The organism is Rhodococcus sp. 852002-51564_SCH6189132-a, assembly GCF_001665495.1.
Lineage (GTDB): Bacteria > Actinomycetota > Actinomycetes > Mycobacteriales > Mycobacteriaceae > Rhodococcus > Rhodococcus pyridinivorans.
On the sequence record NZ_LZMJ01000084.1, the window covers coordinates 51,909 to 71,043 of the forward strand.

The window sequence follows — 19,135 nt, forward strand, 5'->3', positions numbered from 1 at the left end:
TCAGGCCGGGACGACGACCTGTTCCCGCGGTGTCATCGCCGGCACCGGCCGGGACTGCTGCGCCCTCCGGTGCGGTGCGACCGCGGCCTTCTCCTGCGCAGCACGGGCCACCGCCTGCTGCCGGCCGGCTCCGGATGCCTCCGCGAGCAGCGCCGACACCGACCGCTTCATGACCTCGACGGCTTCGGGCACCGGCAAACGCAGTACGTCCCGCAGCGACACCCAGGTGGGCCAGGTCGTCGACACACCCAGCAGGTTCTCGATGTGGGTGCGGACGGTGCCGTCGACGCCCTCGAACTGGTCGGAGAACAACGCCCCGATCTCGTATCGCGCCCGGTCGAGATAACGCACGCGGTTGCGCTGCAACTCGCGCGAGAACGGCACCCGGATCTCGGACGACCGTGCGAACGGCGCGATGTATTCGAGCATCTCCGCCCGCTGCCTGCAGTAGGCGTCGATCCGCTCCTCGAGCGGCAGCGACGGATCGATCGGCTCGTAGGCGTCGACCTGGCGCCGCATCAGCTCGGCGCCGGTGACGGCGAACAATGTCTCGAGGTCGCCGAAGTGTCCCCACAACGATCGCAGGGACACCCCGGCCCGCGAGGCGATCTGCGCCCCTGTGGGTTTGAGCTCTCCCGCCCTGATGAGCGCGATATGAGCCTCTATGACGGCCTGCCGGGTGCGCTCTGCGCGAGCGCTCCTGCCGTCCGTCGTGACCGACGGCTTTTCGCCGTCCCTTCGTTCCGCGTACATCGCTCCCCCGATTTCCGCTCGGACTCCCCTCCGGACCGGTCGCTCCCCTCGTCGGCGACCGGCATAACTTTTCTCATGGCGAACAATAGTCGACACAGTGGGGGAATTGTCATCCCCCCTCCGAAAATTGTCCTTTTTGCTAATTTCGAGCGGTCGTATTCAGGGCTTACTGTGCGAGCAATCCCTTCGCGATATGTGTTACTTGAATTTCGTTACTACCGGCGTAGATCATCAACGATTTCGCATCACGCGCGAGTTGTTCGACGCGATATTCGGCCATGTATCCATTTCCTCCGAACAGCTGCACGGCCTCCATCGCCACCTCGGTCGCAGCCCGCGACGAGTACAGCTTCATCGCCGACGCCTCCGACAGGCTCACCGGCTTCCCCGCCTGCGTGCGTTCGATCGCGCTGAAGACCATGTTGCGGACGTTCACCCGCGCGATCTCCATCTCGGCGAGCTTGAGCTGGATCAACTGGAACTGTGCGATCTCCTTGCCCCACAGCTTCCGCGACTTCGCGTACTCGGTGCACAGCTTCAGACACTGCTCGATGATGCCCAGGGCCAGATAGGCGATGCCGATACGTTCGGTGGCGAAGGATTCGCGCGCGCTGTCCTTGCCGTCGCTGCGACCGCCGTCCTCGGTCTCACCCAGCAGCCGGTCGCGGGTCAGGCGCACGTTGTCGAAGAACAGCTCGCCCGTCGGCGAGGAGTTCATGCCCATCTTCTTGAAGGGCGGGCTCTGGGTGAGCCCTTCCATGCCCTTGTCCAGCACGAATGCGAGCACCTTGCGGTCGCGGCGATCCACCGAGGAGTCGCCCTCGTCGAGCTTCGCGTACACGATGATCACGTCGGCGTACGGACCGTTGGTGATGAAGGTCTTCTGGCCGTTGAGGACGTAGTCCTCCCCGTCGCGGCGCACCGTCGTCTTCATCCCGCCGAAGGCGTCCGAACCCGAATCGGGTTCGGTGATCGCCCACGCTCCGACCTTCTCGAAGGTCACCAACTCGGGCAGCCATCGCTTCTTCTGCGCGAGGGTGCCGCGGCTGCGGATCGTGCCCGCGGTCAGGCCCAGGCTGACGCCCAGCGAGGCGATGAGCCCGAGGCTCACCCCGGCGATCTCGATATTGAGCAACGCCGCCATCCCCGGCGACCCGCCGGTACCACCGGACGACCCCGAAGGCTTCTCTCCGCGTTCCTCTTTCGCGAGGGCGCGTTCGAGCGACTCACGGGCCATCTCGTCGATGCCGAAAGTCGCGTACAACTTCCGGATGATGTCGTACGGCGGCAGTTCTCCCGATTCGAGACTGTCGACGTGCGGGCGGATTTCCTTCTCGATGAAACCGCGAAGCGCATCGCGGAACATGAGGTCTGTGTCGGACCACTCGTACATGGCGCAAATATAGAACGGGTTTCACTTTTTGCCCAGGCTCCCGTCCCGCCGAGCTCTCGAAAACGCTCCGCCTCCCCCGATGCCGGTACTAGCCTTCGCCGCAGAGCACTCCGTCGGTGGGAGGGACATCGGAGATGGTCGATACGAGTGGGTTCGCCGGCACGGACGTCCTCGCCCTGCACATGGGCGACGGCCTGATCGCCGACCGCGCGTCCGCGTGGTTCTTCGTCATCGCCGTGATCGGGGTCAGCATCGCCGCCTGGTACGCACGCAGCGACCTGAGCAAGAGGTCGGTGCCCACTGCGGCGGTGGTCTGCGCCCTGTTGTTCGCCCTGCAGGTGGTCGACGTTCCGGTGCTGCCGGACGCGAGCGGCCACGTCGTGGGCGGCGCGCTCGCGGCGATCCTGCTCGGCCCGTTCGTGGGTGCGGTCGCATTGACGATCGTCCTCGTGGTGCAGGCCTTCGTCTTCGCCGACGGCGGCCTGTCGGCACTGGGCGCCAACGTCACGAACATGGTGCTCGTCGCCATCGCCGCCGGTTTCCTCGCCGCGACGGTGCTGCGCGCACTGTGCGAACACCACGGGGTGCGGCGGTTCGTCATGCTCGGTCTGGTCTCGTTCGTCGCAGGGTTCGTCTCGGTCCTCGCGGCGGTGACGGGTTTCGTCGTCGAGTACGCCCTCGGCGGCACCTTTGCGGTTCCGGTGTCGAACATCGGATTCCTCTACGCCACGCACATTCCCGTCGGGCTGGTCGAGGGTGTGGTGACGGCCGCCGTCGTGCTCGCCGTTGCGCGGATCTCCCCGGAATCCGTCCATCTCACCCGGCTTCCGGTCAATCCTCTCGACTCGACCGCCTCGCCGCCCCCGCCTCCGCGTCCGCGCGCTCGCGGGACGCTGTTCATCGGCCTGGCGTTCACCTCGCTCGTCGTCGCGGGGATCCTCGCGCCGCTCGCCGTCGACACCCCCGGCGCTCTGGAGGTGGCCACCTCACGCGGCTGCGAGATCGACTCGCTCGCCGAGGATCTCACAGGCGACTGCATGGCACGGGACGTCGAGGAACATCGGCTCGCCGACAGCGCACTGGCCGACTACACCATCGACGACCGTCCCGGTTCGACGGGCATTGCCGCGGTGCTGGGAACGCTCGGCACCTTCGTCCTGGCGAGCGTGTGTTTCCGCGCTCTCGTGCCGCGGCCGGCAATCTCCGCGACCACGGAGCGCCGCACACAGCAGCGGAGCAACTCGGCAGGCTGAGTCCACGGGTCGACGCGGACCCCGGGTCAGCGGGGGAGATGCGTCTCGATGATCGCTGCAGCCATGTCGCGGCCGAGCCGGATCGGTTCGACGGAGTGCTCGAACTTGCTGCCGGACAAGGCACCGTCGTAGATCAGTTGCACGCGCCCGGCCACCACCTCGGATTCGGTCGCCCCGGCGAGATTCAGCAGGTCGACGAGCGTCGAATTCAGCCATTCCCGGTGCGCGAGCACCGGTTCGAGAGGCTCCTGGGGGAATTCCGTCGCGGCGTTGGCGTACTGGCATCCCCGGAAGTTCTTCTTCGGCGCCGACTGCATCGCGAGATCGAAGAAGGTGAGGATCTTCGCGATCGGATCGTCGAGCGGTTCGACGGCGGCGTGCCACCGCTGGCGGTCGCGCTGGTCGAGGTCGTCCAGATAGGCGAGCACCAGTGCGTCCTTCGACCCGTACGACGAGTAGAGGCTCGCGCGGGCGACGCCGGCCTCGGCGAGGATGCGGTCGATGCCCACCGCACGGATGCCGTGCTCGGCGAAGAGCGTGCTCGCGGTGTCGAGCAGGCGTGTGGAGGGTGAGGGCTTGGACGGCGATCGCTCGGCTTTCCCCTTCGGACCGGCCGTGCCCTTCGGAGTGCCGATCGATTCACTCTCGACGAACGTACGCACGTGCCCAGAGTAACGGACAGGGCGCGATAGACAGACCGTTCTATTCACAGTACGGTGGAGCACGTGACACACAGCCTTCTGACTCGCCGCCTGCACGTGGATCTCGTGCGGGTGTCGACTGCTGCGTGTTGTCGCTCCTCTCTCTGACCGGCCTCGTCTGCGTGCGCCGCATGCCGTAGTCGCCCCGTCCGAAGACGAAACGGCGCCCCGCCGTGCCCGGACCGGTCACAGTTCCAACCCGCTTTCCCGGAAGGTGACCCCATGTCGCTGTATCTCTACGAACTCGTCCCCACCGAGAGCCAGGCCGAAGCTGCCATCAAGGCCTTCGACGATGCTGTCGTCGCCGCCGGCGGCGAACTGATCGAATCGCAGGTCACCACTGGCGGCACGCGTGTCTTCGCGATCGCCGAGTTCGACGCCTGCCGCCCCGCCCAGCTCGAGTCGGCCTCCCTCGATGTCGCCGAGATCGTCGGCCCGAACGAGGTCCGTCTGGTCGGCGCCGAGCTCGACCAGATCAAGGCCACCCGCCCCGAGGCCGGTTACCTCGTCGAGTGGGACATCCCCGACACCATCGACATGGAGACCTACCTCGCGCGCAAGAAGGCGAATTCACCGAAGTACGCCGACGTCCCCGAGGTGAGCTTCCTGCGCACCTACGTCCGCGAGGACATGGACAAGTGCCTGTGCTTCTACAACGCCCCCGACGAGGCCGCCGTCGTGCGCGCCCGCGAGGTCGTCAGCACGCCCATCGACCGTCTCCACTCCCTCGAAGGATAAGCATCCGATGACCGCGGCCATTGACCGGACGAGCGAGGAACAGCGCGCGGCGATCGCAGAGTTCGTACGCGATCGCGCAGCTGCTCTCGATCGCGGAGAAACCGACATCCGCACCGACATCGCCCGTACAGGCGAGCTCGGCCTGCTCCGCAAGGGGCTGAGCGGGGAGTGTCTCTCCGAGATGGTCGCGGTCATCGACGAGGTCGCCGCCGAATCGCTCACCGTCGGCTTCTCGCTGTGGGCGCAGCGCATGACGCTCGAATACATCGATCGCGCACCGCAGTTCCTGCGCGATCGTTACCGGGACGACCTCGCGTCCGGCCGCACGATCGGCGTCACCGCCATGGCCGCGGCGCTCAAGCATCTTGCCGGTCTCGGCGAGCTCCCCCTCGTCGCCGAACGAACCGACGACGGCATCACCGTCACCGGCCCGATCCACTGGGCGTCCAACGTCTTTCCCGACTCGGTGATCGTCTTCCCGGCCCGCACCGCCGACGGTGATCGCCTCGTCGCCGTCGTCCGCGCCGACGCCGAGGGCATCACCATCGCGGATTCACCCGAACTGCTCGCGCTCGGTGCCACGTCGTCGACCTCGCTGAAGTTCGACGGTGTGCGGATTCCGCAGTCGCACATCCTCACCGAGGATCTCGCGAACTTCTGCGGTTCGATCCGACCCACCTTCATGATGTTGCAGACCTCGTTCTGCGTCGGCATCGCACGCGCGTCGCTCACCGAGGCGGCCGGCCGCCTGCACGGACTGGGCGAGCAGTTCACCGGTGAATACGAAGAGCTTTCGGCGCGTTACGAATCGCTGCGCGAGCGGCTGTACCGTTTCGCCACCGATCCCACCTCGATCGCTCCCGCGGAGTTCATCCGTCTGCGTCTCGACGGTTCGGTCGTGGCGGTCGCCGCGACCCGCCTCGAGGCGACACTGCGCGGTGGTGCCGGATACGCGACGGCCAGCGCCACCAACCGCCGGTTCCGTGAGGCGGCCTTCCTGCCCATTCAATCGCCGTCGGAAGGACAGCTTCGGTGGGAACTGTCGCAGTACGAATAGCGAACGGATACAAGAGTTTCGCCGGTCGTCGTAGCCCGGTCCTCCAGGGGGTGGACCTGGATATCGCGACCGGCGAGTTCCTCGTCGTGCTCGGCAGCAGCGGTAGCGGCAAGTCGACGCTGCTGCGGATCGTCGCGGGTCTCGATCACCTCGATCGCGGTTCCGTCGACTGGCCCGACACCGAAGGCGACAACCGCCCGCACACCGGAATGGTCTTCCAGCAGCCCTTCCTGATGCCGTGGCTCACCGTGCGCGAGAACATCGCCTTCGGTGGACGGTTCGCCGCGCACCGCGAGCGGTTCGACACCGCCTACGCCGATTCGCTCCTCGAGCGTTTCGGCCTCTCCGCGCTCGCCGGCTACTACCCCGACCAGCTGTCCGGTGGTCAGGCCCAGCGCATCGCCGTCATCCGCGCCGTCGCGGTGCGTCCGCGACTGCTGCTGCTCGACGAACCGTTCAGCGCCCTCGACCCGGCCACCCGCTCCGATTTGCGGTCGTGGCTCGGCGAACTCGCGCGCGATCTCGGTTTCACGACGGTCCTCGTCACCCACGACATCGACGAGGCGCTCGAACTCGCCGACCGCATCGCACTGTTCGGGAGTTCGGGTGGGGTGCAGCAGGAATGGGCGCTCGGCGGCATGTCTGCGCTCGACCGCGACGCGCTGCGTCCGGCCATCCTGGCGCACTACCGCGATTCGTCGCTGTCCGCGACATGACCGATCCGGGTCTGTTCAGCCGTCGCACCCTCATGCGCGGTGCGCTCGGCCTCGCGGCAGCCGGGGGTATTGCCGGCACGATCGACCTCGCGCGCACCGCGACCACCGACCGCGCCAATCGCACGGGGCAACTGCGCATCGGCTACCTGCCGATCACCGACGCCGCGCCGCTGCTCGTCGCGCACGGGTCGAGCCTGTATCCCTCCGGCGTCGTCGATTCCGCGAAGCCGGTGCTCTTCCGCAGTTGGGCGTCGCTCGCCGAAGCCTTCATCAGCCGGCGCGTCGACGTCGTGCACCTGCTCATGCCCATGGCGGTCCAGTTGCGGTACAGCCTGGGTAGTTCCGTGCGGATCCTCGGCTGGAACCACACCAACGGCTCGGCGCTGACGGTCGCCCCGCACATCACCGACCTGAGCGATCTCGCAGGTCAGACGGTGGCGATCCCGTTCTGGTGGTCGATCCACAACATTGCTCTGCAACAGCTGTTGCGGGCGCACGGACTGACACCGGTCGTGCGGGAGGCGCCGTCGAAGTCCGCCCGTACCGTGGGCCTCGTCGTGATGGGTCCGTCCGACATGATCCCGGCCCTGGCGAACGGCTCGATCGCCGCGTTCACCGTCGCCGATCCGTTCAACGCCGCCGCGGAGGTCCGCGGGGTGGGGCGGATCCACCGTTTCCTCGGTGATGTGTGGCGCGACCACGCGTGCTGCGCCCTGCTCGTGCACGAGGACCTGATCGAACGCGACCCCGTCGCCGTACAGTCCCTCACCGACTCGGTGGTCTCCGCCCAGTTGCAGATCGGCGCCGACCGTCAGGCCGCGGCCGCGATGTTGTCCGCCGGATACCTTCCGCAGCCATTGCCCGCGATCACGAAGGCCCTCACCTATCCCGACCGCGAGGCCGGCACGATGCACCCGCAGTGGCAGCCGCAACGCATCGGGTACCAGCCGTTCCCCTTCCCGACCTTCACCGCGGCACTGATCGAGGCGATGCACGACACCGTCGTCGACGGCGACACACGGTTCCTCTCTCGTCTCGACCCTGCGACGGTGCACGACGACCTCGTCGACGACCGCTTCGTCCGCACATCCCTCACCCGCGTCGACGGCACCGATGCCTTCGGCCTTCCCGCCGATCTCACCCGCACAGAGGAGGTCGATCCTTCGTGAGCGCCCCGACCGGCACGGCGCCGGAGACGGCCCGCACCGTCCGGCAGCTGCCCCTCGTCCCCCAGGCCGTCGCCATCGTCATCGCGATCGCCTTGTGGTGGCTGGTGACGACGGTGCTCGTCGCGCCGGATTCGCTCGTGCGGGACTTCGCCCCGCAGTACGTCTTCCCGGCGATCGTCGACCTGTTCGCACGCGGCGTCCTGCTGCCCGACACGCTCGCGAGCCTGTGGCGGTTGCTGGTGGGTCTGCTGATCGCCGCGACGCTCGGCATCCCGCTCGGGTTGCTGATCGGACTCAACCCGTTGGTCGAGCGCGCGACGATGCCCATCATGCAGTTCCTGCGGATGATCTCGCCGCTGTCGTGGGCGCCGATCGCCGTGGCGTTGTTCGGCATCGGCCACCAGCCCGTCTTCTTCCTCATCGCCGCCGCCGCGATCTGGCCGATCGTCATCAACACGGCGGCCGGTGTGCACGGCATCGACCAGGGCTATCTGATGGTGGCCCGCTCGTTCGGTGCGACGCGACTCGAACTGCTCACCACCGTCGTCCTGCCGGCCATCCGCGCGCAGGTGCAGACCGGTCTGCGGGTCGGTCTCGGTATCGCGTGGGTCGTGCTCGTCCCCGCCGAGATGCTCGGCGTGCGGTCCGGTCTCGGCTACCAGATCCTCAACGCCCGCGACCAGCTCGCCTACGACCAGGTCATGGCCGTGATCGTCGTGATCGGTTTCCTCGGGTTCTGGCTCGACTGGGCGGCGCGGCACCTACTGCGCGAACGGCGGAGGCCGGTGAGCGTCGAGGAAGCCGACCGCCCGCTCTGACCTGCGATCAGGACTCGAGCGGCGTCAGTACGAAGACGGGGAGCACCCGGTCGGTGCGCTTCGCGTACAGCGCGTAGTTCGGCCACGTCTGCAGCAGCACCTGCCACAGCCGCGCGCGTTCGTCGCCCTCCGCGATCCGCACCGACACCGCGTGCTCGTGCCCGTCGTACAGCACCTGCGCCCGGTCGGCCGCACGCAGGTTGATCGCCCAGGACGGGGCTTTCGGGTGTCCCCAGTTCGACCCCACCACGAGCCATCCCCCGTCGTGCGGCACACACAGCAGCGGTGTGGACCGCGGCACCCCGCTCTTGCGGCCCTTCACGGTGAGCACGAGCGAGGGCAGTCCCGCGATCGCGAGCAGGGTGACCTTGCCGCGCGTGGCCCGTTGGATGGTCTTGTCCACCGCGATGATCGGCTGTGAATACCGCGGCAACCACGGCAACGCTCCGATACGGACGGCGACCGGTCGGAGCGGATTCATGCGGTCATCTCCCCCAGGCTGCCAGCAGCGTCCGGGCTGCGGCGACGACGGCCAGCGGCTGATCGATCATCGGATGGTGGCCCGAGGCCGGAAGATCGATCAACAACGCATCAGGACCCAGATTGTCGACCATCCGCCCGTAGAGCGCGTCGTCGATGATGCCGCGTTCGCAGCGGAAGTAGGCGACGGCGCATCCCGGACTCATCGCCTCGAGGCTACGGCGCCCCTCACGTCCCATGCGGAGATTGTCGAATTTCCACGACCAGCCGCCGTCGACCTGCTTCAGCGATCCGCGGGCGATGTGCTCGAGCACGTAGGGTTCGGCGTCGTCCTGCGGCGGCACGAGGCGGAATCGGGCGACGGCGTCCTCCGCCGCGGCGTACACCTTCGGCGGTCCGGCGTTCGCGACGGCCTTCGCGCGCATCTCGAGTTCCTCGGGCGTCATGTCGCGGATCGGCGAATCGATGATCACCACACCGGCGAGTTCGTCGCCGTGGAGATGTGAGGCGGCGAACGAGACGATCCCGCCCATGCTGTGACCGATGAGGACCGGTGGACCGCTGATACCGCCGGCGCGGGCCGCAGCGACGACCTCCGCGGACCACGCTTCCAGGGTGTAGTGCTCGCGGTGGTCACTGTCGCCGTGACCGCTCAGATCGAGCGCGACGACACGACGTCCGGCGGCAAGCTGCGGGCCGATGTGGTCCCACCACCCCGAATGCGCCATGCCGCCGTGGACCAGCACGATGCCCGGCAGACCGGATTCGCCCCACGCCCGGTAGGCGATGGTCGCACCGGCTGCCTCGACCTTCCCGGTCTCGACGGGCGTGGCCAGGGCGTCGACGAACCACTGAGGAGCAGATCCACTATTGCTCATTATTCGAACTTATGTCAGATGTGACGAGCGCCAACATCCGGGCCATCAGTTCGATCCGTCGCACCTCGAGTTCCGGCTGCGGATGCACCCTCGACGCCAGCGCTTCGCCGTCGAACATGTGCACGAGCGACAGCAGGAGGGTGTCGAAGACGTCGGCCGGGAACCGTGCCGCGACAGGCAGCGACCTGCCGAGATCGACGATCTGGGCGTGGTAGCGCTCGGCCATCGGCGTTAGATGCTCCCGCAACGCCGGGTCGGTGCGCGCCGCGCCGAGCAGTTCGTACCAGGCTGCGTTCATCGGGGCCCGGCAGGCGGTGCGCAGCAGTTCGAGGCACACCCGCAGCGACTCGGAGATGTCCGCGTGCTCGTCACCGAGCGCCGCGAGACCCGCTTCGAAGTTCGCGAACTGGCGTTCCCGGACGGCGTCGGCCGCCGCGATCATCAGGTCGAGTCGCGTGGGGAAGTGCCGGAACACCCCACCCGACGACACCCCCGAGCGCCGGCACACCTCACCGATCGTGGTCGCGGTACAACCGAGCTCGGCGAGGGCAGTGATGGTCGCGTCGAGGATGCGGCCGATCGTCTCCTCCCTGCGCTCCTGCTGGGTACGGCGTACTACGGATGCACTCACGCGACGGGCTCATCCGCCGAGATGCGCATCGGCGCGGGTCCGCGCTCCTCCACCCCGGCGCGCAGGAACCGGCCGGTGCCGACGGTATGTCCGTAACCGGGCACGAACTCGCCGTCGCGGAAGATCACCCGGCCGGCGACCGCCGTCGCCGTCACCGCGCGGTCGTTGCGATTGACCATGCGGCGGATGCCACCGAACTCCTCGAGCGGAGCCTCGTGATAGGCATCGACGTCGCCGTTCAGCCCGGCAGGTCTACGGTTCGGCCATGGACCTCGACACCACCCCGGCACTGCTCGTCGACCGCGACATCCTCGACCGCAACATCGCGCGGATGGCGCAGTCCGCCGCCTCACGAGGCCTGTCGCTGCGACCCCACGCGAAGACGCACAAGTGCTCCGAGATCGGACGACGCCAGCTCGGTGCGGGAGCCCGCGGCCTGACGGTCGCGACCGTCTCCGAAGCCGAAGTCTTCGCCGACGAGGGTTTCGACGACCTGTTCGTCGCGTACCCGCTGTGGGTCGACGCTGCCCGCGGTGCACGGCTGCGCGCGTTGACCGACCGGGTGCGCCTGACGGTCGGGATCGATTCCGCGACCGGAGCCCGGCAATTCGTCGAGCACGCCGGCACCGTGATCGGGGTGCTCGTCGAGATCGACAGCGGGCACCACCGCACCGGCGTGTTGCCCGAACAGGCCGGAACCGTGGCGTCGGCGGCCCGCGAGGCGGGCCTCGACGTGCGCGGCGTCTTCACCTTCCCCGGCCACTCGTACGCACCCGACGCGCCCGACAGCGCAGCACGGGAGGAAGCCGACGCACTGGCGGCAGCAGCGGCGTCGCTACGAGCAGCGGGGATCGAGCCGACCGTGATCAGTGGGGGTTCCTCCCCCACGGCACATCTCGACGTGCCCACGGTTGCAACCGAGTTGCGTCCCGGCGTGTACGTCTTCGGTGATGCGCAGCAACTCGAACTCGGCGCGGTGAGCGAATCCGACATCGCGCTGACCGCCCTGGCGACCGTCGTTTCCGCTCGCGACGAGGTGATCGTGCTCGATGCCGGTTCCAAGGTGCTCGGCGCCGATCGAGCCGCGTGGGCCACGGGGTACGGACGCATCCTCGGGGAACCGGACGCGCGCATCACCGCACTGTCGGAGCATCACGCGACGGTGCAGTGGCCGGAGGCATCGACCCGCCCACAACTCGGCGACAGGATGCGGGTGATCCCCAACCACGTGTGCAATGCCGTGAACCTCGCGGACGAGTTGATCACGGTCTCCGGCGACGCGGTAGTCGAGCGATGGAAGGTCGCGGCACGAGGGTGCAACACGTGATCCCGAGACGGTCCCCACACGATCACCTCGAAGTCGGCGTGTAGGTCACGAACACGACACCGATCCTCCCCGCACGTCGCTACGCTGCGTTGATGCCGCTGAACCCCGACCTTGCCGGACGCATCTTTCCGCCGACGTCCTATCTCGTCGGCCGGGAGAAGATCCGGGAATTCGCCCGCGCCGTCCGATCGACGCATCCGATCCATCTCGACCCGGAGGCAGCCCGGGCCGCCGGCTTCCCTGATGTCGTGGCTCCTACGACCTTCACCACCGTCGTCCAGAGTCCGTCGGTGACACAGCTTCTGGAGACGCCGGGTACCGGTCTCGAGCTGCACCGGGTGGTGCACGGGTCGGAGAAGGTCGAGCACCGGCGCCCGATCGTGGCCGGCGACGATTTGACCGCGACGCTCACCATCACGGAGGTCACCGAACGCGCCGGCAACCACATCCTGTCCACGATCTGCGAGATCCGGGACGACACGGACGATCTGGTCGCGGTAGTCACTTCGACACTGCTTCACCGAGGAGACGACGCATGACACTCGGCACCGCACTACGATTCGACGAACTCGAGGTCGGTGCGGTCATCGCGAAGACCGAACTGACGGTGACCCGCAGCGATCTGGTCCGCTACGCCGGTGCCTCGGGCGACTTCAACCCGATCCACTACGACGACGTCGTCGCGGCCGGCGAAGGGCTCCCTGGCGTGCTCTGCCAGGGAATGCTCACCGCAGCCCTCGCCCTGCAGAGCCTCACGGAACGGCTCGGCGATCCCACCGTGGTCGTCTCCTACGAGACACGGTTCACGCGACCCGTTGTGGTCGACCCGATGCACGGTGCCGTCCTGTCGGTGTCTGCGAAGGTCGGCCACCTCGACGAGGCGGAGCGCACCGCACGGATCGATATCACCGTATCCGTCGACGACCGGCGGGTGCTCGGCAAGACCCAGGTCCGGCTCGCGTTCTCGTCCTGACTCCGAGCGCCGGGAATTCGCCGACGGAACGGACCTCGGTAAGAGAGGATCGACCCATGTCGCGGACACTTCTCGCCGGCTTGGCCGCCGCAGCAACAGCCGTGTACCTCGGGGCATGTGCGTCCCCGTCGAGTCCGTCCGTCGACGAGGGCACCGCCCGGGTGAGCCGTACCGTCACCGAGCCCTCGACGCCCGGGACGGGTACTCCGCGCGTGACCGGCACCGTCGCGTCCGGTCTCGACACTCCGTGGGGAGTTGCTTTTCTTCCCGGTGGTTCTGCACTGGTGAACGAGCGCAACACCGGCCGGATCGTCGAGATCACCGACGGCGAGGTCCGCGAGGTCGGTCGCGTCGGAGAGACCCTCGCGCAGGGCGAATCGGGACTGCTGGGAATCGCGGTGTCGCCGACCTTCGACACCGACCGCTTCGTGTACCTGTACGTGACAACCGGCAGCGACAACCGGGTACTCCGAGCCGTTTTCGACGGCACCACGCTCGCCGAACCGGAGGTGATCCTCGACGGTATCCCGGCCGGACGGATCCACGACGGCGGGCGGATGATCTTCGGTCCCGACGGGATGCTGTACGTCGCGACCGGCGAGGCGGGCGAGCGCGAACTCGCCCAGGATCCGGAATCACTCGGCGGCAAGATTCTTCGCATCACCGGCGACGGCGAACCCGCGCCCGACAACCCAGATCCGGCGTCGCCGGTGTACTCGCTCGGTCACCGCAACGTGCAGGGACTCGCATTCGACGGCCGGGGACGGTTGTGGGCGTCGGAGTTCGGGCAGAACGACGTCGACGAGCTGAATCTCGTGACGGCCGGTGCGAACTACGGCTGGCCCGTGACCGAAGGGGCCGGGGGCTCCGGCGAATTCGTCGATCCGGTCCTCACCTGGCCGGTCTCGCAGGCGTCGCCGTCGGGCCTGGCATGGTTCGACGGCAGCCTGTGGATGGCCGGCCTGCGCGGAGAACGCCTCTGGCGCATCGATATCCCGGATACTGATGTGCAGGACACCGCAGTCACCGCGACCGACTTCTTCGTCGGCGAGTACGGACGATTGCGGACCGTCGTCGCCGCGCCGGACGGCTCACTGTGGCTGACGACGTCCAATCGGGACGGTCGCGGCAGCCCGGCCGACGACGACGACCGCATCCTCCGGATCGAGATCTCCTGACGATCAGGGGACGAGAACGACCACCGTCTCGGCGACCAGCGCCGGGCGCTCTCCACCCTCGATCTCGATGGTGTATCCGACGACGAGGTTCGCACCCTTGGCGGTGCGCTCGAGCGATGTGAACTCGGCGCCGGCACGGATCCGCGAGCCGACGGGGACCGGCGCGGGATAGCGAACCTTGTTGCTGCCGTAGTTGACCTTCATCTTCAGGCCCTCGAGGGAGAAGATCTGGGTGCCGAGCACCGGCAGCAGCGACAGGGTCAGGTAACCGTGGGCGATGGTCTTGCCGTACGGGCCGTCCTTCGCACGCTCGGGGTCGACGTGGATCCACTGGTGATCACCGGTGGCCTCGGCGAACAGGTCGATGCGCTTCTGGTCGATCTCGAGCCAGTCGCTGTAGCCGAGGTGCTCGCCGACGGCCTTCTCGACCTCGTCGATTCCGTTGAGAACCCGCATTGTTGCTCCTGTCGATGTGCGGCGACGGTCAGAGACCGGCTCGCCTGAGGGTGACGCGATAGGTGTAGTGCTCGGGCAGAAAGTAACTCACCGACAACTCGGTGGGCACGCCATCGTCGTTCGAGTACAACCGGTCGACGCGCAGCAAGGGATGTCCTACTTCACAATTCAGTTCGGTCGCCACCTGTTCGGTGGCGAGCGCGACCGTGATGGACTGTGCGGCTTCGACGATGGGACTGTCGAGATGCGGTTCGAGCAGCCCGATCATCGTGTTCCGGCTGGACGCACCCGCTTGGAGCTCCGGCGAGTCGAGTACGTGCGCGGCGACGGGTTCGGGCAGGTGAACCGTGGTGAGTACGAAGGGGATTCCGTCGTGCAGGCGCTTGAATACCGCCGTGTACAGCACGTCGGTGTCGAGACGCAGCCGGCTCGCGGCGTCGATGTCGACCCCGCGCCGCAACGGCGAGACGATCTGCATGACCGTGTCGGCCGACAGAGCGAGCAGATCCTCGATCGAGCCGAGCTGGCGCCGATAACGCCGGCCCGACTCGTTCGCGAAGGTGCCGCGGCCAGGAACACGGTAGACGATGCCGTCGGCCACGAGATCCTGGAAGGCGCGACGCACCGTCTGCCGGCTCACGCCGTGTTCCTCGGCGAGTTCGGCCTCGGTGGGCAGCCGCGTGCCGTCGCTGTACCGTCCCGCCTCGACGGCCTCCCGGAGCTGGCGCGCGAGTTGCGCGTAGGCCGGTTCCGTTTCCCGCACCTTGTAGTCCATGACGGACCGATCCTAGCGGCCGGTCGTCACAGTCCGCCGCGTGCTACGAGCTGGCTCGCGATGACGTTGCGCTGGATCTCGTTGGTGCCCTCGCCGACGATCATCAGCGGCGCGTCGCGGAAGTAGCGCTCGACGTCGTACTCGGTGGAGTAGCCGTATCCGCCGTGGATGCGCACCGCGTTCAGGGCGATCTCCATCGCGATCTCCGAGCAGTACAGCTTGGCCATACCGGCTTCCATGTCGCAGCGCTCGCCGCTGTCGTACTTCTCCGCCGCGTAGCGCGCCAGCTGCCGGGCCGCGGTGAGCTTGGTGGCCATCTCCGCCAGGTAGTTGCCGATGGACTGGTGCTTCCAGATCGGCTGACCGAAGCTCTCGCGCTGCTGCGCGTAGGCGAGGGAATCCTCGAGTGCAGCGGTCGCGACACCGAGGGCGCGGGAGGCGACCTGCAGACGGCCGGTCTCGAGGCCCTTCATCATGTGGGCGAAGCCCTTGCCGGGCTCGCCGCCGAGGATCGCGTCGACGGAGATGCGGTAGTTGTCGAAGCTCAGCTCGCACGACTCGACGCCCTTGTAACCCAGCTTGGGCAGGTCGCGTGAGACGGTCAGGCCCGGGCCGTGCTCGACGAGCACGACGGAGATGCCCTTGTGGCGCGGCTGCGCGGTGGGATCGGTCTTGCACAGCAGCGCGATCAGCCCCGAGCGACGCGCGTTGGTGATCCACGTCTTGGCACCGTTGATGACCAGCTCGTCGCCGTCACGCTTGGCGGTCGTCGTCATCGCTTGCAGGTCGGAGCCGCCGCCGGGCTCGGTCAGCGCCATCGTCGCCCGGATCCCACCGGTGGCGAGCTTGGGCAGATACTTGCTCTTCTGCTCCTCGGTGCCGAACAGGGTCAGCAGCTTGGCGACGACGGTGTGCCCGCCCATCGCACCCGACAGCGACATCCATCCGCGGGCGAGTTCCTCGGTGACCTGGACGTAGCAGGGCATCGACACCGGCGAGCCGCCGTACTCCTCGGGCACGGCGAGCCCGTAGATGCCGATCTGCTTCATCTGCTCGATCCACTTCTCGGGGTACTCGTTGGCGTGCTCGACCTCCTGCACCGACGGCTTGACCTCCCGATCGATGAAGTCGCGGACGGTCTCGACCAGAAAAGTCTCTTCGTCGTTCAGGTAGGTCACGGGGCATCCTTCGTTGGGGACGGGCCACACGGACCCGGCAAACTTTGTACGGCCATTTTGTGGACCGAGTTCGGACGTTGTCAACGCAAAGACCGTCATTCGAAGGCGTGATTGCAGAGTTTTCGACGATACGAACGACTGCACCTTCCTATGAGCACACCTCTCCGTGGGGTGGCATACCGCCAACAATGGCCGTACATTTAGCGCCGTCATTGCCGACCGAACTCCCCGAGGTCCCCGTGTCTTCCGAGCAACACCTCCGCCGGCGCGCCGTTCTCGTCGCCCCCGGATCCGACGAACGCAAAGCCGGTAAGGCCCTCGCCTCCGCCGCCGACGAGGTCGTCCTCGACCTCGAGGACGCCGTCACCGCCGCCCAGAAGGACCCCGCCCGCGAACTCGTGGCTCCCCTGGTCCGCGAACACGGCGCCGCACGCACCGTCTCCGTGCGCATCAACGGACGCGGCACCCCCTGGTTCGAGGACGACCTGCGCACGTGCGCCGCACTCGGCGACGCCCTCGCCTCGATCGTGATCCCCAAGGTCGAGAGCGCCGACGACCTCGTCGAGGCCGACCGCATCCTCGGCGATTCGACCGTCCCGGTGCAGGCCCTCATCGAGACCCCTGCCGGCGTGCAGCGCATCGACGAGATCGTCGCCGGGCCCCGGGTTGCCGGCGTGATCATCGGCTACGCCGACCTCGGCGCCTCCCTGGGCCGCGCCCGCACCGCCGCGCCCGAGCACTGGCTATACGTGCAGGACCGCGTGCTGCACGCCGCCCGCGCTGCGGGTGTCCAGGCGATCGACGGCCCGTTCCTCGGCATCGCCGACGACGACGCCTTCCGTCACTCGGCGCAGTGGGTGTCCGATCTCGGATTCGACGGAAAGTGGGTCATCCACCCTGCGCAGATCACCTCTGCGGCAGCGGCCTTCACCCCCACCGACGATCAGGTCGACGCCGCCCGCAAGGTTCTCGACGCGCTCGAGGAGGCCGAGAACCGCGGCGCCGGAGCCGCCCAGTTCGACGGGCAGATGCTCGACGAGGCCGTCGCCGTCGCCGCCCGCCGCACCCTGTCGAAGATCGGAGCCTGAAAGCCATGACCACCTCGTACGTCGGCGGACCCTATTTCGACGAACTGACCGTCGGCCAGGTCTTCGACACCGCCCCCGCCGTGACGCTCACCGACGGCCTCGCCGCCGCGCACCAGAGCATTCTCGGTGACCGCCTGCGTCTTCCGCTCGACAAGCACCTCTCGGCCGCCGTCGCGGGTGGGCCGGTCGCGCACGCCGGTTTCGTCACCGACATCGCGATCGGGCAGTCCACGCTCGTCACGCACCACGTCAAGGCCAACCTCTTCTACCGCGGCCTGCATTTCCGCCGCTTCCCGCACATCGGCGACACCCTCTACACCACCACCGAAGTCGTGGGACTGAAGGAGAATTCGGCGAAGCCCGGACGCAGGCCCACCGGTCTCGCGGCGTTGCGCATGAACACGGTCGATCAGGACGGCAACACCGTCCTCGATTTCTACCGCTGCGCGATGCTGCCGCTGAGGGAGAACCCCGACCCCGACCGCGTCGTGCACTCCGACGATCTCTCGGCCATCGGACCGCAGGACGAACCGCAGTGGTCCGCGCCCGCCGACTGGGATCTGGATGTCTACCGGTCGAAGGTGCCGGGCGAGCACTTCGACAAGTCCCTCGCCGGTGCCGTGCTGCAGTCCAGCGGCGATGTCGTCTCGAGCGCACCGGAACTCGCGCGCCTGAGCCTCAACATCGCGGCGACGCACCACGACGAGCGGGTCGGCGCGTCGGGTCGTCTCGTGTACGGCGGCCACACCATCGGCCTGGCCTTCTCGCAGGCGACGCGCGCGCTGCCGAATCTCGTGACGGTGCTGGGTTGGAAGTCGTGCGACCACACCGGTCCGGTGCAGGAGGGCGACACCCTCACCAGCGACCTGCACGTCGAATCCGCCGAGCCCCTCGCCGAGGGCGGTGGCGTGCTGAACCTGCGGTCGGTCGTCTACGCGCACCGCGGCGGTGCCGCGAATGGCAACCGCGGCGGTGCCGAGCCGGCGCCCGTGCTGGATTGGCGGTTCACCGCACTCATGGCCTGACAGCCCCTGCCGAAACCGACGTTGTGCGCGAAATTGTTTGGAAAATCGCGAACAATATCGGTTTCGTCGTTATGCATCAACTCGTTTGACGAGGCGCTCATAGCGCTGCCGGGCCGCCTGGGTGCTTCCCAGACCGAGGCCGAAAGCGATCTCCTGCCAGGTCATCCCGCGCTCCCGCGCGATGCGGAGGATCAGCGCCTCGAGTTGGTCCATCTCGGCGCGCGCCTTCGGGACGAGGCCGAGCGCGGCGATGACGTCGGCGTCGTCGACCTCGGGTTCGTCGGGGCCGGGACTGTGCACGCCGCCCGCCAGTGCCGCGACGAGACGGATGGCGCCGAGCGGGTCGAGCATCTCGGGGTGCGACTGCCTGGCCCGTTGTTCGGGAGTGCTGCCGTGCCGTTCGGCGATCCGGAAGAGCCCCGCGTACTCACGGTGGGCGCGTTCGCGACTCGGATCGGGTGGGGTGAAACCTTCCTCGGACATGATCCCAGGATGGCGCGTGAACAAGTTGTTGTCAACAGATTGTTCACAGATGCCCGATCCGCAAC

The 19,135-nt window shown here is 67.7% G+C and carries 23 protein-coding genes and 1 pseudogene; 13 read left to right on the top strand and 11 right to left on the bottom strand.

Going from position 1 to position 19,135, the window contains the following annotated elements:
* Together A5767_RS20535 and A5767_RS20540 are read right to left on the bottom strand one after the other, a co-directional pair.
* The gene (locus A5767_RS20535) at positions 1-753 is read right to left on the bottom strand and encodes a TetR/AcrR family transcriptional regulator (protein ID WP_231913241.1); all 753 of its coding nucleotides are present in this window, start codon (positions 751-753) and stop codon (positions 1-3) included.
* 166 nt (positions 754-919) lie between these two features.
* A complete protein-coding gene (locus tag A5767_RS20540) occupies positions 920-2,146 on the bottom strand; it encodes an acyl-CoA dehydrogenase family protein (protein ID WP_033096324.1) in 1,227 nt (408 codons plus the stop codon).
* 134 nt (positions 2,147-2,280) lie between these two features.
* On the opposite strand from A5767_RS20540, the gene A5767_RS20545 reads away from it, so the two are divergent.
* On the top strand, positions 2,281-3,399 hold the full coding sequence (locus tag A5767_RS20545) for an energy-coupling factor ABC transporter permease (protein ID WP_064853034.1): 1,119 nt from the start codon (positions 2,281-2,283) through the stop codon (positions 3,397-3,399).
* A gap of 26 nt (positions 3,400-3,425) precedes the next feature.
* Here A5767_RS20545 and A5767_RS20550 read toward each other — a convergent pair whose 3' ends face one another.
* Positions 3,426-4,061 carry a TetR/AcrR family transcriptional regulator gene (locus A5767_RS20550; protein ID WP_082937759.1) on the bottom strand — a complete coding sequence of 212 codons (636 nt, stop codon included), beginning with the start codon at positions 4,059-4,061 and terminating at the stop codon, positions 3,426-3,428.
* 96 nt (positions 4,062-4,157) lie between these two features.
* Here A5767_RS20550 and A5767_RS24225 point away from each other — a divergent pair, with 96 nt between their 5' ends.
* The 6 genes from A5767_RS24225 to A5767_RS20575 all read left to right on the top strand — a co-directional run bounded on the left by A5767_RS24225 (position 4,158) and on the right by A5767_RS20575 (position 8,598).
* Entirely contained in the window at positions 4,158-4,208 is a 51-nt protein-coding gene (locus A5767_RS24225) for a hypothetical protein (protein WP_367880875.1), read from the top strand.
* A 114-nt stretch (positions 4,209-4,322) separates the two neighbouring features.
* Positions 4,323-4,838, top strand: a complete 516-nt coding sequence (locus A5767_RS20555; RefSeq protein WP_064853035.1) for a DUF4242 domain-containing protein — start codon at positions 4,323-4,325, stop codon at positions 4,836-4,838.
* A gap of 7 nt (positions 4,839-4,845) precedes the next feature.
* Positions 4,846-5,895, top strand: coding sequence for an acyl-CoA dehydrogenase family protein (locus A5767_RS20560; protein ID WP_064853036.1), 1,050 nt, complete (start codon positions 4,846-4,848; stop codon positions 5,893-5,895).
* A complete protein-coding gene (locus A5767_RS20565) occupies positions 5,871-6,611 on the top strand; it encodes an ABC transporter ATP-binding protein (protein ID WP_064853037.1) in 741 nt (246 codons plus the stop codon). The genes A5767_RS20560 and A5767_RS20565 overlap by 25 nt, the downstream gene beginning before the upstream one ends.
* Positions 6,608-7,780, top strand: coding sequence for an ABC transporter substrate-binding protein (locus A5767_RS20570; RefSeq protein ID WP_006553698.1), 1,173 nt, complete (start codon positions 6,608-6,610; stop codon positions 7,778-7,780). Before A5767_RS20565 ends, A5767_RS20570 begins: the two co-directional genes overlap by 4 nt.
* Positions 7,781-7,827: 47 nt before the next feature.
* On the top strand, positions 7,828-8,598 hold the full coding sequence (locus A5767_RS20575) for an ABC transporter permease (protein WP_202399481.1): 771 nt from the start codon (positions 7,828-7,830) through the stop codon (positions 8,596-8,598).
* 7 nt (positions 8,599-8,605) lie between these two features.
* Here the strand turns inward: A5767_RS20575 and A5767_RS20580 are convergent, their stop codons facing one another.
* The 4 genes and pseudogenes from A5767_RS20580 to A5767_RS20595 form a co-directional block, all read right to left on the bottom strand.
* On the bottom strand, positions 8,606-9,079 hold the full coding sequence (locus A5767_RS20580) for a nitroreductase family deazaflavin-dependent oxidoreductase (RefSeq protein WP_064853038.1): 474 nt from the start codon (positions 9,077-9,079) through the stop codon (positions 8,606-8,608).
* A 4-nt stretch (positions 9,080-9,083) separates the two neighbouring features.
* Positions 9,084-9,956: an alpha/beta fold hydrolase gene (locus A5767_RS20585; protein ID WP_019290848.1), complete on the bottom strand. Its 873-nt coding sequence runs from the start codon at positions 9,954-9,956 to the stop codon at positions 9,084-9,086.
* Positions 9,946-10,587, bottom strand: a complete 642-nt coding sequence (locus A5767_RS20590) for a TetR/AcrR family transcriptional regulator (RefSeq protein ID WP_064853039.1) — start codon at positions 10,585-10,587, stop codon at positions 9,946-9,948. Before A5767_RS20590 ends, A5767_RS20585 begins: the two co-directional genes overlap by 11 nt.
* Positions 10,584-10,838, bottom strand: a pseudogene (locus tag A5767_RS20595) (hypothetical protein); the annotation flags it as partial. The gene A5767_RS20590 and the pseudogene A5767_RS20595, both read right to left, overlap by 4 nt.
* Before the next feature lie 14 nt (positions 10,839-10,852).
* Here A5767_RS20595 and A5767_RS20600 point away from each other — a divergent pair.
* From A5767_RS20600 to A5767_RS20615, 4 genes are all read left to right on the top strand, one after another.
* Positions 10,853-11,914, top strand: a complete 1,062-nt coding sequence (locus tag A5767_RS20600) for an alanine racemase (protein ID WP_064853041.1) — start codon at positions 10,853-10,855, stop codon at positions 11,912-11,914.
* Between the two features lie 92 nt (positions 11,915-12,006).
* Entirely contained in the window at positions 12,007-12,453 is a 447-nt protein-coding gene (locus A5767_RS20605; RefSeq protein ID WP_019290845.1) for an FAS1-like dehydratase domain-containing protein, read from the top strand.
* Positions 12,450-12,887 carry a MaoC/PaaZ C-terminal domain-containing protein gene (locus A5767_RS20610; protein ID WP_064853042.1) on the top strand — a complete coding sequence of 146 codons (438 nt, stop codon included), beginning with the start codon at positions 12,450-12,452 and terminating at the stop codon, positions 12,885-12,887. Before A5767_RS20605 ends, A5767_RS20610 begins: the two co-directional genes overlap by 4 nt.
* 56 nt (positions 12,888-12,943) lie before the next feature.
* Positions 12,944-14,065 carry a PQQ-dependent sugar dehydrogenase gene (locus tag A5767_RS20615; RefSeq protein WP_024102081.1) on the top strand — a complete coding sequence of 374 codons (1,122 nt, stop codon included), beginning with the start codon at positions 12,944-12,946 and terminating at the stop codon, positions 14,063-14,065.
* A 3-nt stretch (positions 14,066-14,068) separates the two neighbouring features.
* On the opposite strand, the gene A5767_RS20620 is transcribed toward A5767_RS20615, so the two are convergent.
* From A5767_RS20620 to A5767_RS20630, 3 genes are read right to left on the bottom strand one after another with little or no spacing between them, the layout of a single operon-like run.
* Entirely contained in the window at positions 14,069-14,521 is a 453-nt protein-coding gene (locus A5767_RS20620; RefSeq protein ID WP_006553710.1) for a MaoC family dehydratase, read from the bottom strand.
* A gap of 28 nt (positions 14,522-14,549) precedes the next feature.
* Positions 14,550-15,296, bottom strand: coding sequence for a GntR family transcriptional regulator (locus A5767_RS20625; RefSeq protein WP_019290841.1), 747 nt, complete (start codon positions 15,294-15,296; stop codon positions 14,550-14,552).
* 26 nt (positions 15,297-15,322) lie between these two features.
* On the bottom strand, positions 15,323-16,474 hold the full coding sequence (locus tag A5767_RS20630) for an acyl-CoA dehydrogenase family protein (protein ID WP_064853043.1): 1,152 nt from the start codon (positions 16,472-16,474) through the stop codon (positions 15,323-15,325).
* Positions 16,475-16,686: 212 nt separating this feature from the next.
* On the opposite strand from A5767_RS20630, the gene A5767_RS20635 reads away from it, so the two are divergent.
* Complete coding sequence (locus A5767_RS20635) at positions 16,687-17,562, top strand: HpcH/HpaI aldolase/citrate lyase family protein (protein ID WP_064853044.1); 876 nt, start codon at positions 16,687-16,689, stop codon at positions 17,560-17,562.
* A 5-nt stretch (positions 17,563-17,567) separates the two neighbouring features.
* On the top strand, positions 17,568-18,587 hold the full coding sequence (locus A5767_RS20640) for a MaoC family dehydratase (protein ID WP_064853045.1): 1,020 nt from the start codon (positions 17,568-17,570) through the stop codon (positions 18,585-18,587).
* A gap of 69 nt (positions 18,588-18,656) precedes the next feature.
* Here A5767_RS20640 and A5767_RS20645 read toward each other — a convergent pair whose 3' ends face one another.
* A complete protein-coding gene (locus A5767_RS20645; protein WP_060650299.1) occupies positions 18,657-19,070 on the bottom strand; it encodes a hypothetical protein in 414 nt (137 codons plus the stop codon).
* Positions 19,071-19,135 lie beyond the last annotated feature (65 nt).

Bases quoted from the DNA above. Each gene is read 5' to 3' on its own strand.
- A5767_RS20535 (WP_231913241.1), bottom strand. From the start codon at position 753: ATGTACGCGGAACGAAGGGACGGCGAAAAGCCGTCGGTCACGACGGAC.
- A5767_RS20540 (WP_033096324.1), bottom strand. From the start codon at position 2,146: ATGTACGAGTGGTCCGACACAGACCTCATGTTCCGCGATGCGCTTCGC.
- A5767_RS20545 (WP_064853034.1), top strand. From the start codon at position 2,281: ATGGTCGATACGAGTGGGTTCGCCGGCACGGACGTCCTCGCCCTGCAC.
- A5767_RS20555 (WP_064853035.1), top strand. From the start codon at position 4,323: ATGTCGCTGTATCTCTACGAACTCGTCCCCACCGAGAGCCAGGCCGAA.
- A5767_RS20560 (WP_064853036.1), top strand. From the start codon at position 4,846: ATGACCGCGGCCATTGACCGGACGAGCGAGGAACAGCGCGCGGCGATC.
- A5767_RS20570 (WP_006553698.1), top strand. From the start codon at position 6,608: ATGACCGATCCGGGTCTGTTCAGCCGTCGCACCCTCATGCGCGGTGCG.
- A5767_RS20580 (WP_064853038.1), bottom strand. From the start codon at position 9,079: ATGAATCCGCTCCGACCGGTCGCCGTCCGTATCGGAGCGTTGCCGTGG.
- A5767_RS20585 (WP_019290848.1), bottom strand. From the start codon at position 9,956: ATGAGCAATAGTGGATCTGCTCCTCAGTGGTTCGTCGACGCCCTGGCC.
- A5767_RS20600 (WP_064853041.1), top strand. From the start codon at position 10,853: ATGGACCTCGACACCACCCCGGCACTGCTCGTCGACCGCGACATCCTC.
- A5767_RS20605 (WP_019290845.1), top strand. From the start codon at position 12,007: ATGCCGCTGAACCCCGACCTTGCCGGACGCATCTTTCCGCCGACGTCC.
- A5767_RS20610 (WP_064853042.1), top strand. From the start codon at position 12,450: ATGACACTCGGCACCGCACTACGATTCGACGAACTCGAGGTCGGTGCG.
- A5767_RS20615 (WP_024102081.1), top strand. From the start codon at position 12,944: ATGTCGCGGACACTTCTCGCCGGCTTGGCCGCCGCAGCAACAGCCGTG.
- A5767_RS20620 (WP_006553710.1), bottom strand. From the start codon at position 14,521: ATGCGGGTTCTCAACGGAATCGACGAGGTCGAGAAGGCCGTCGGCGAG.
- A5767_RS20625 (WP_019290841.1), bottom strand. From the start codon at position 15,296: ATGGACTACAAGGTGCGGGAAACGGAACCGGCCTACGCGCAACTCGCG.
- A5767_RS20640 (WP_064853045.1), top strand. From the start codon at position 17,568: ATGACCACCTCGTACGTCGGCGGACCCTATTTCGACGAACTGACCGTC.
- A5767_RS20645 (WP_060650299.1), bottom strand. From the start codon at position 19,070: ATGTCCGAGGAAGGTTTCACCCCACCCGATCCGAGTCGCGAACGCGCC.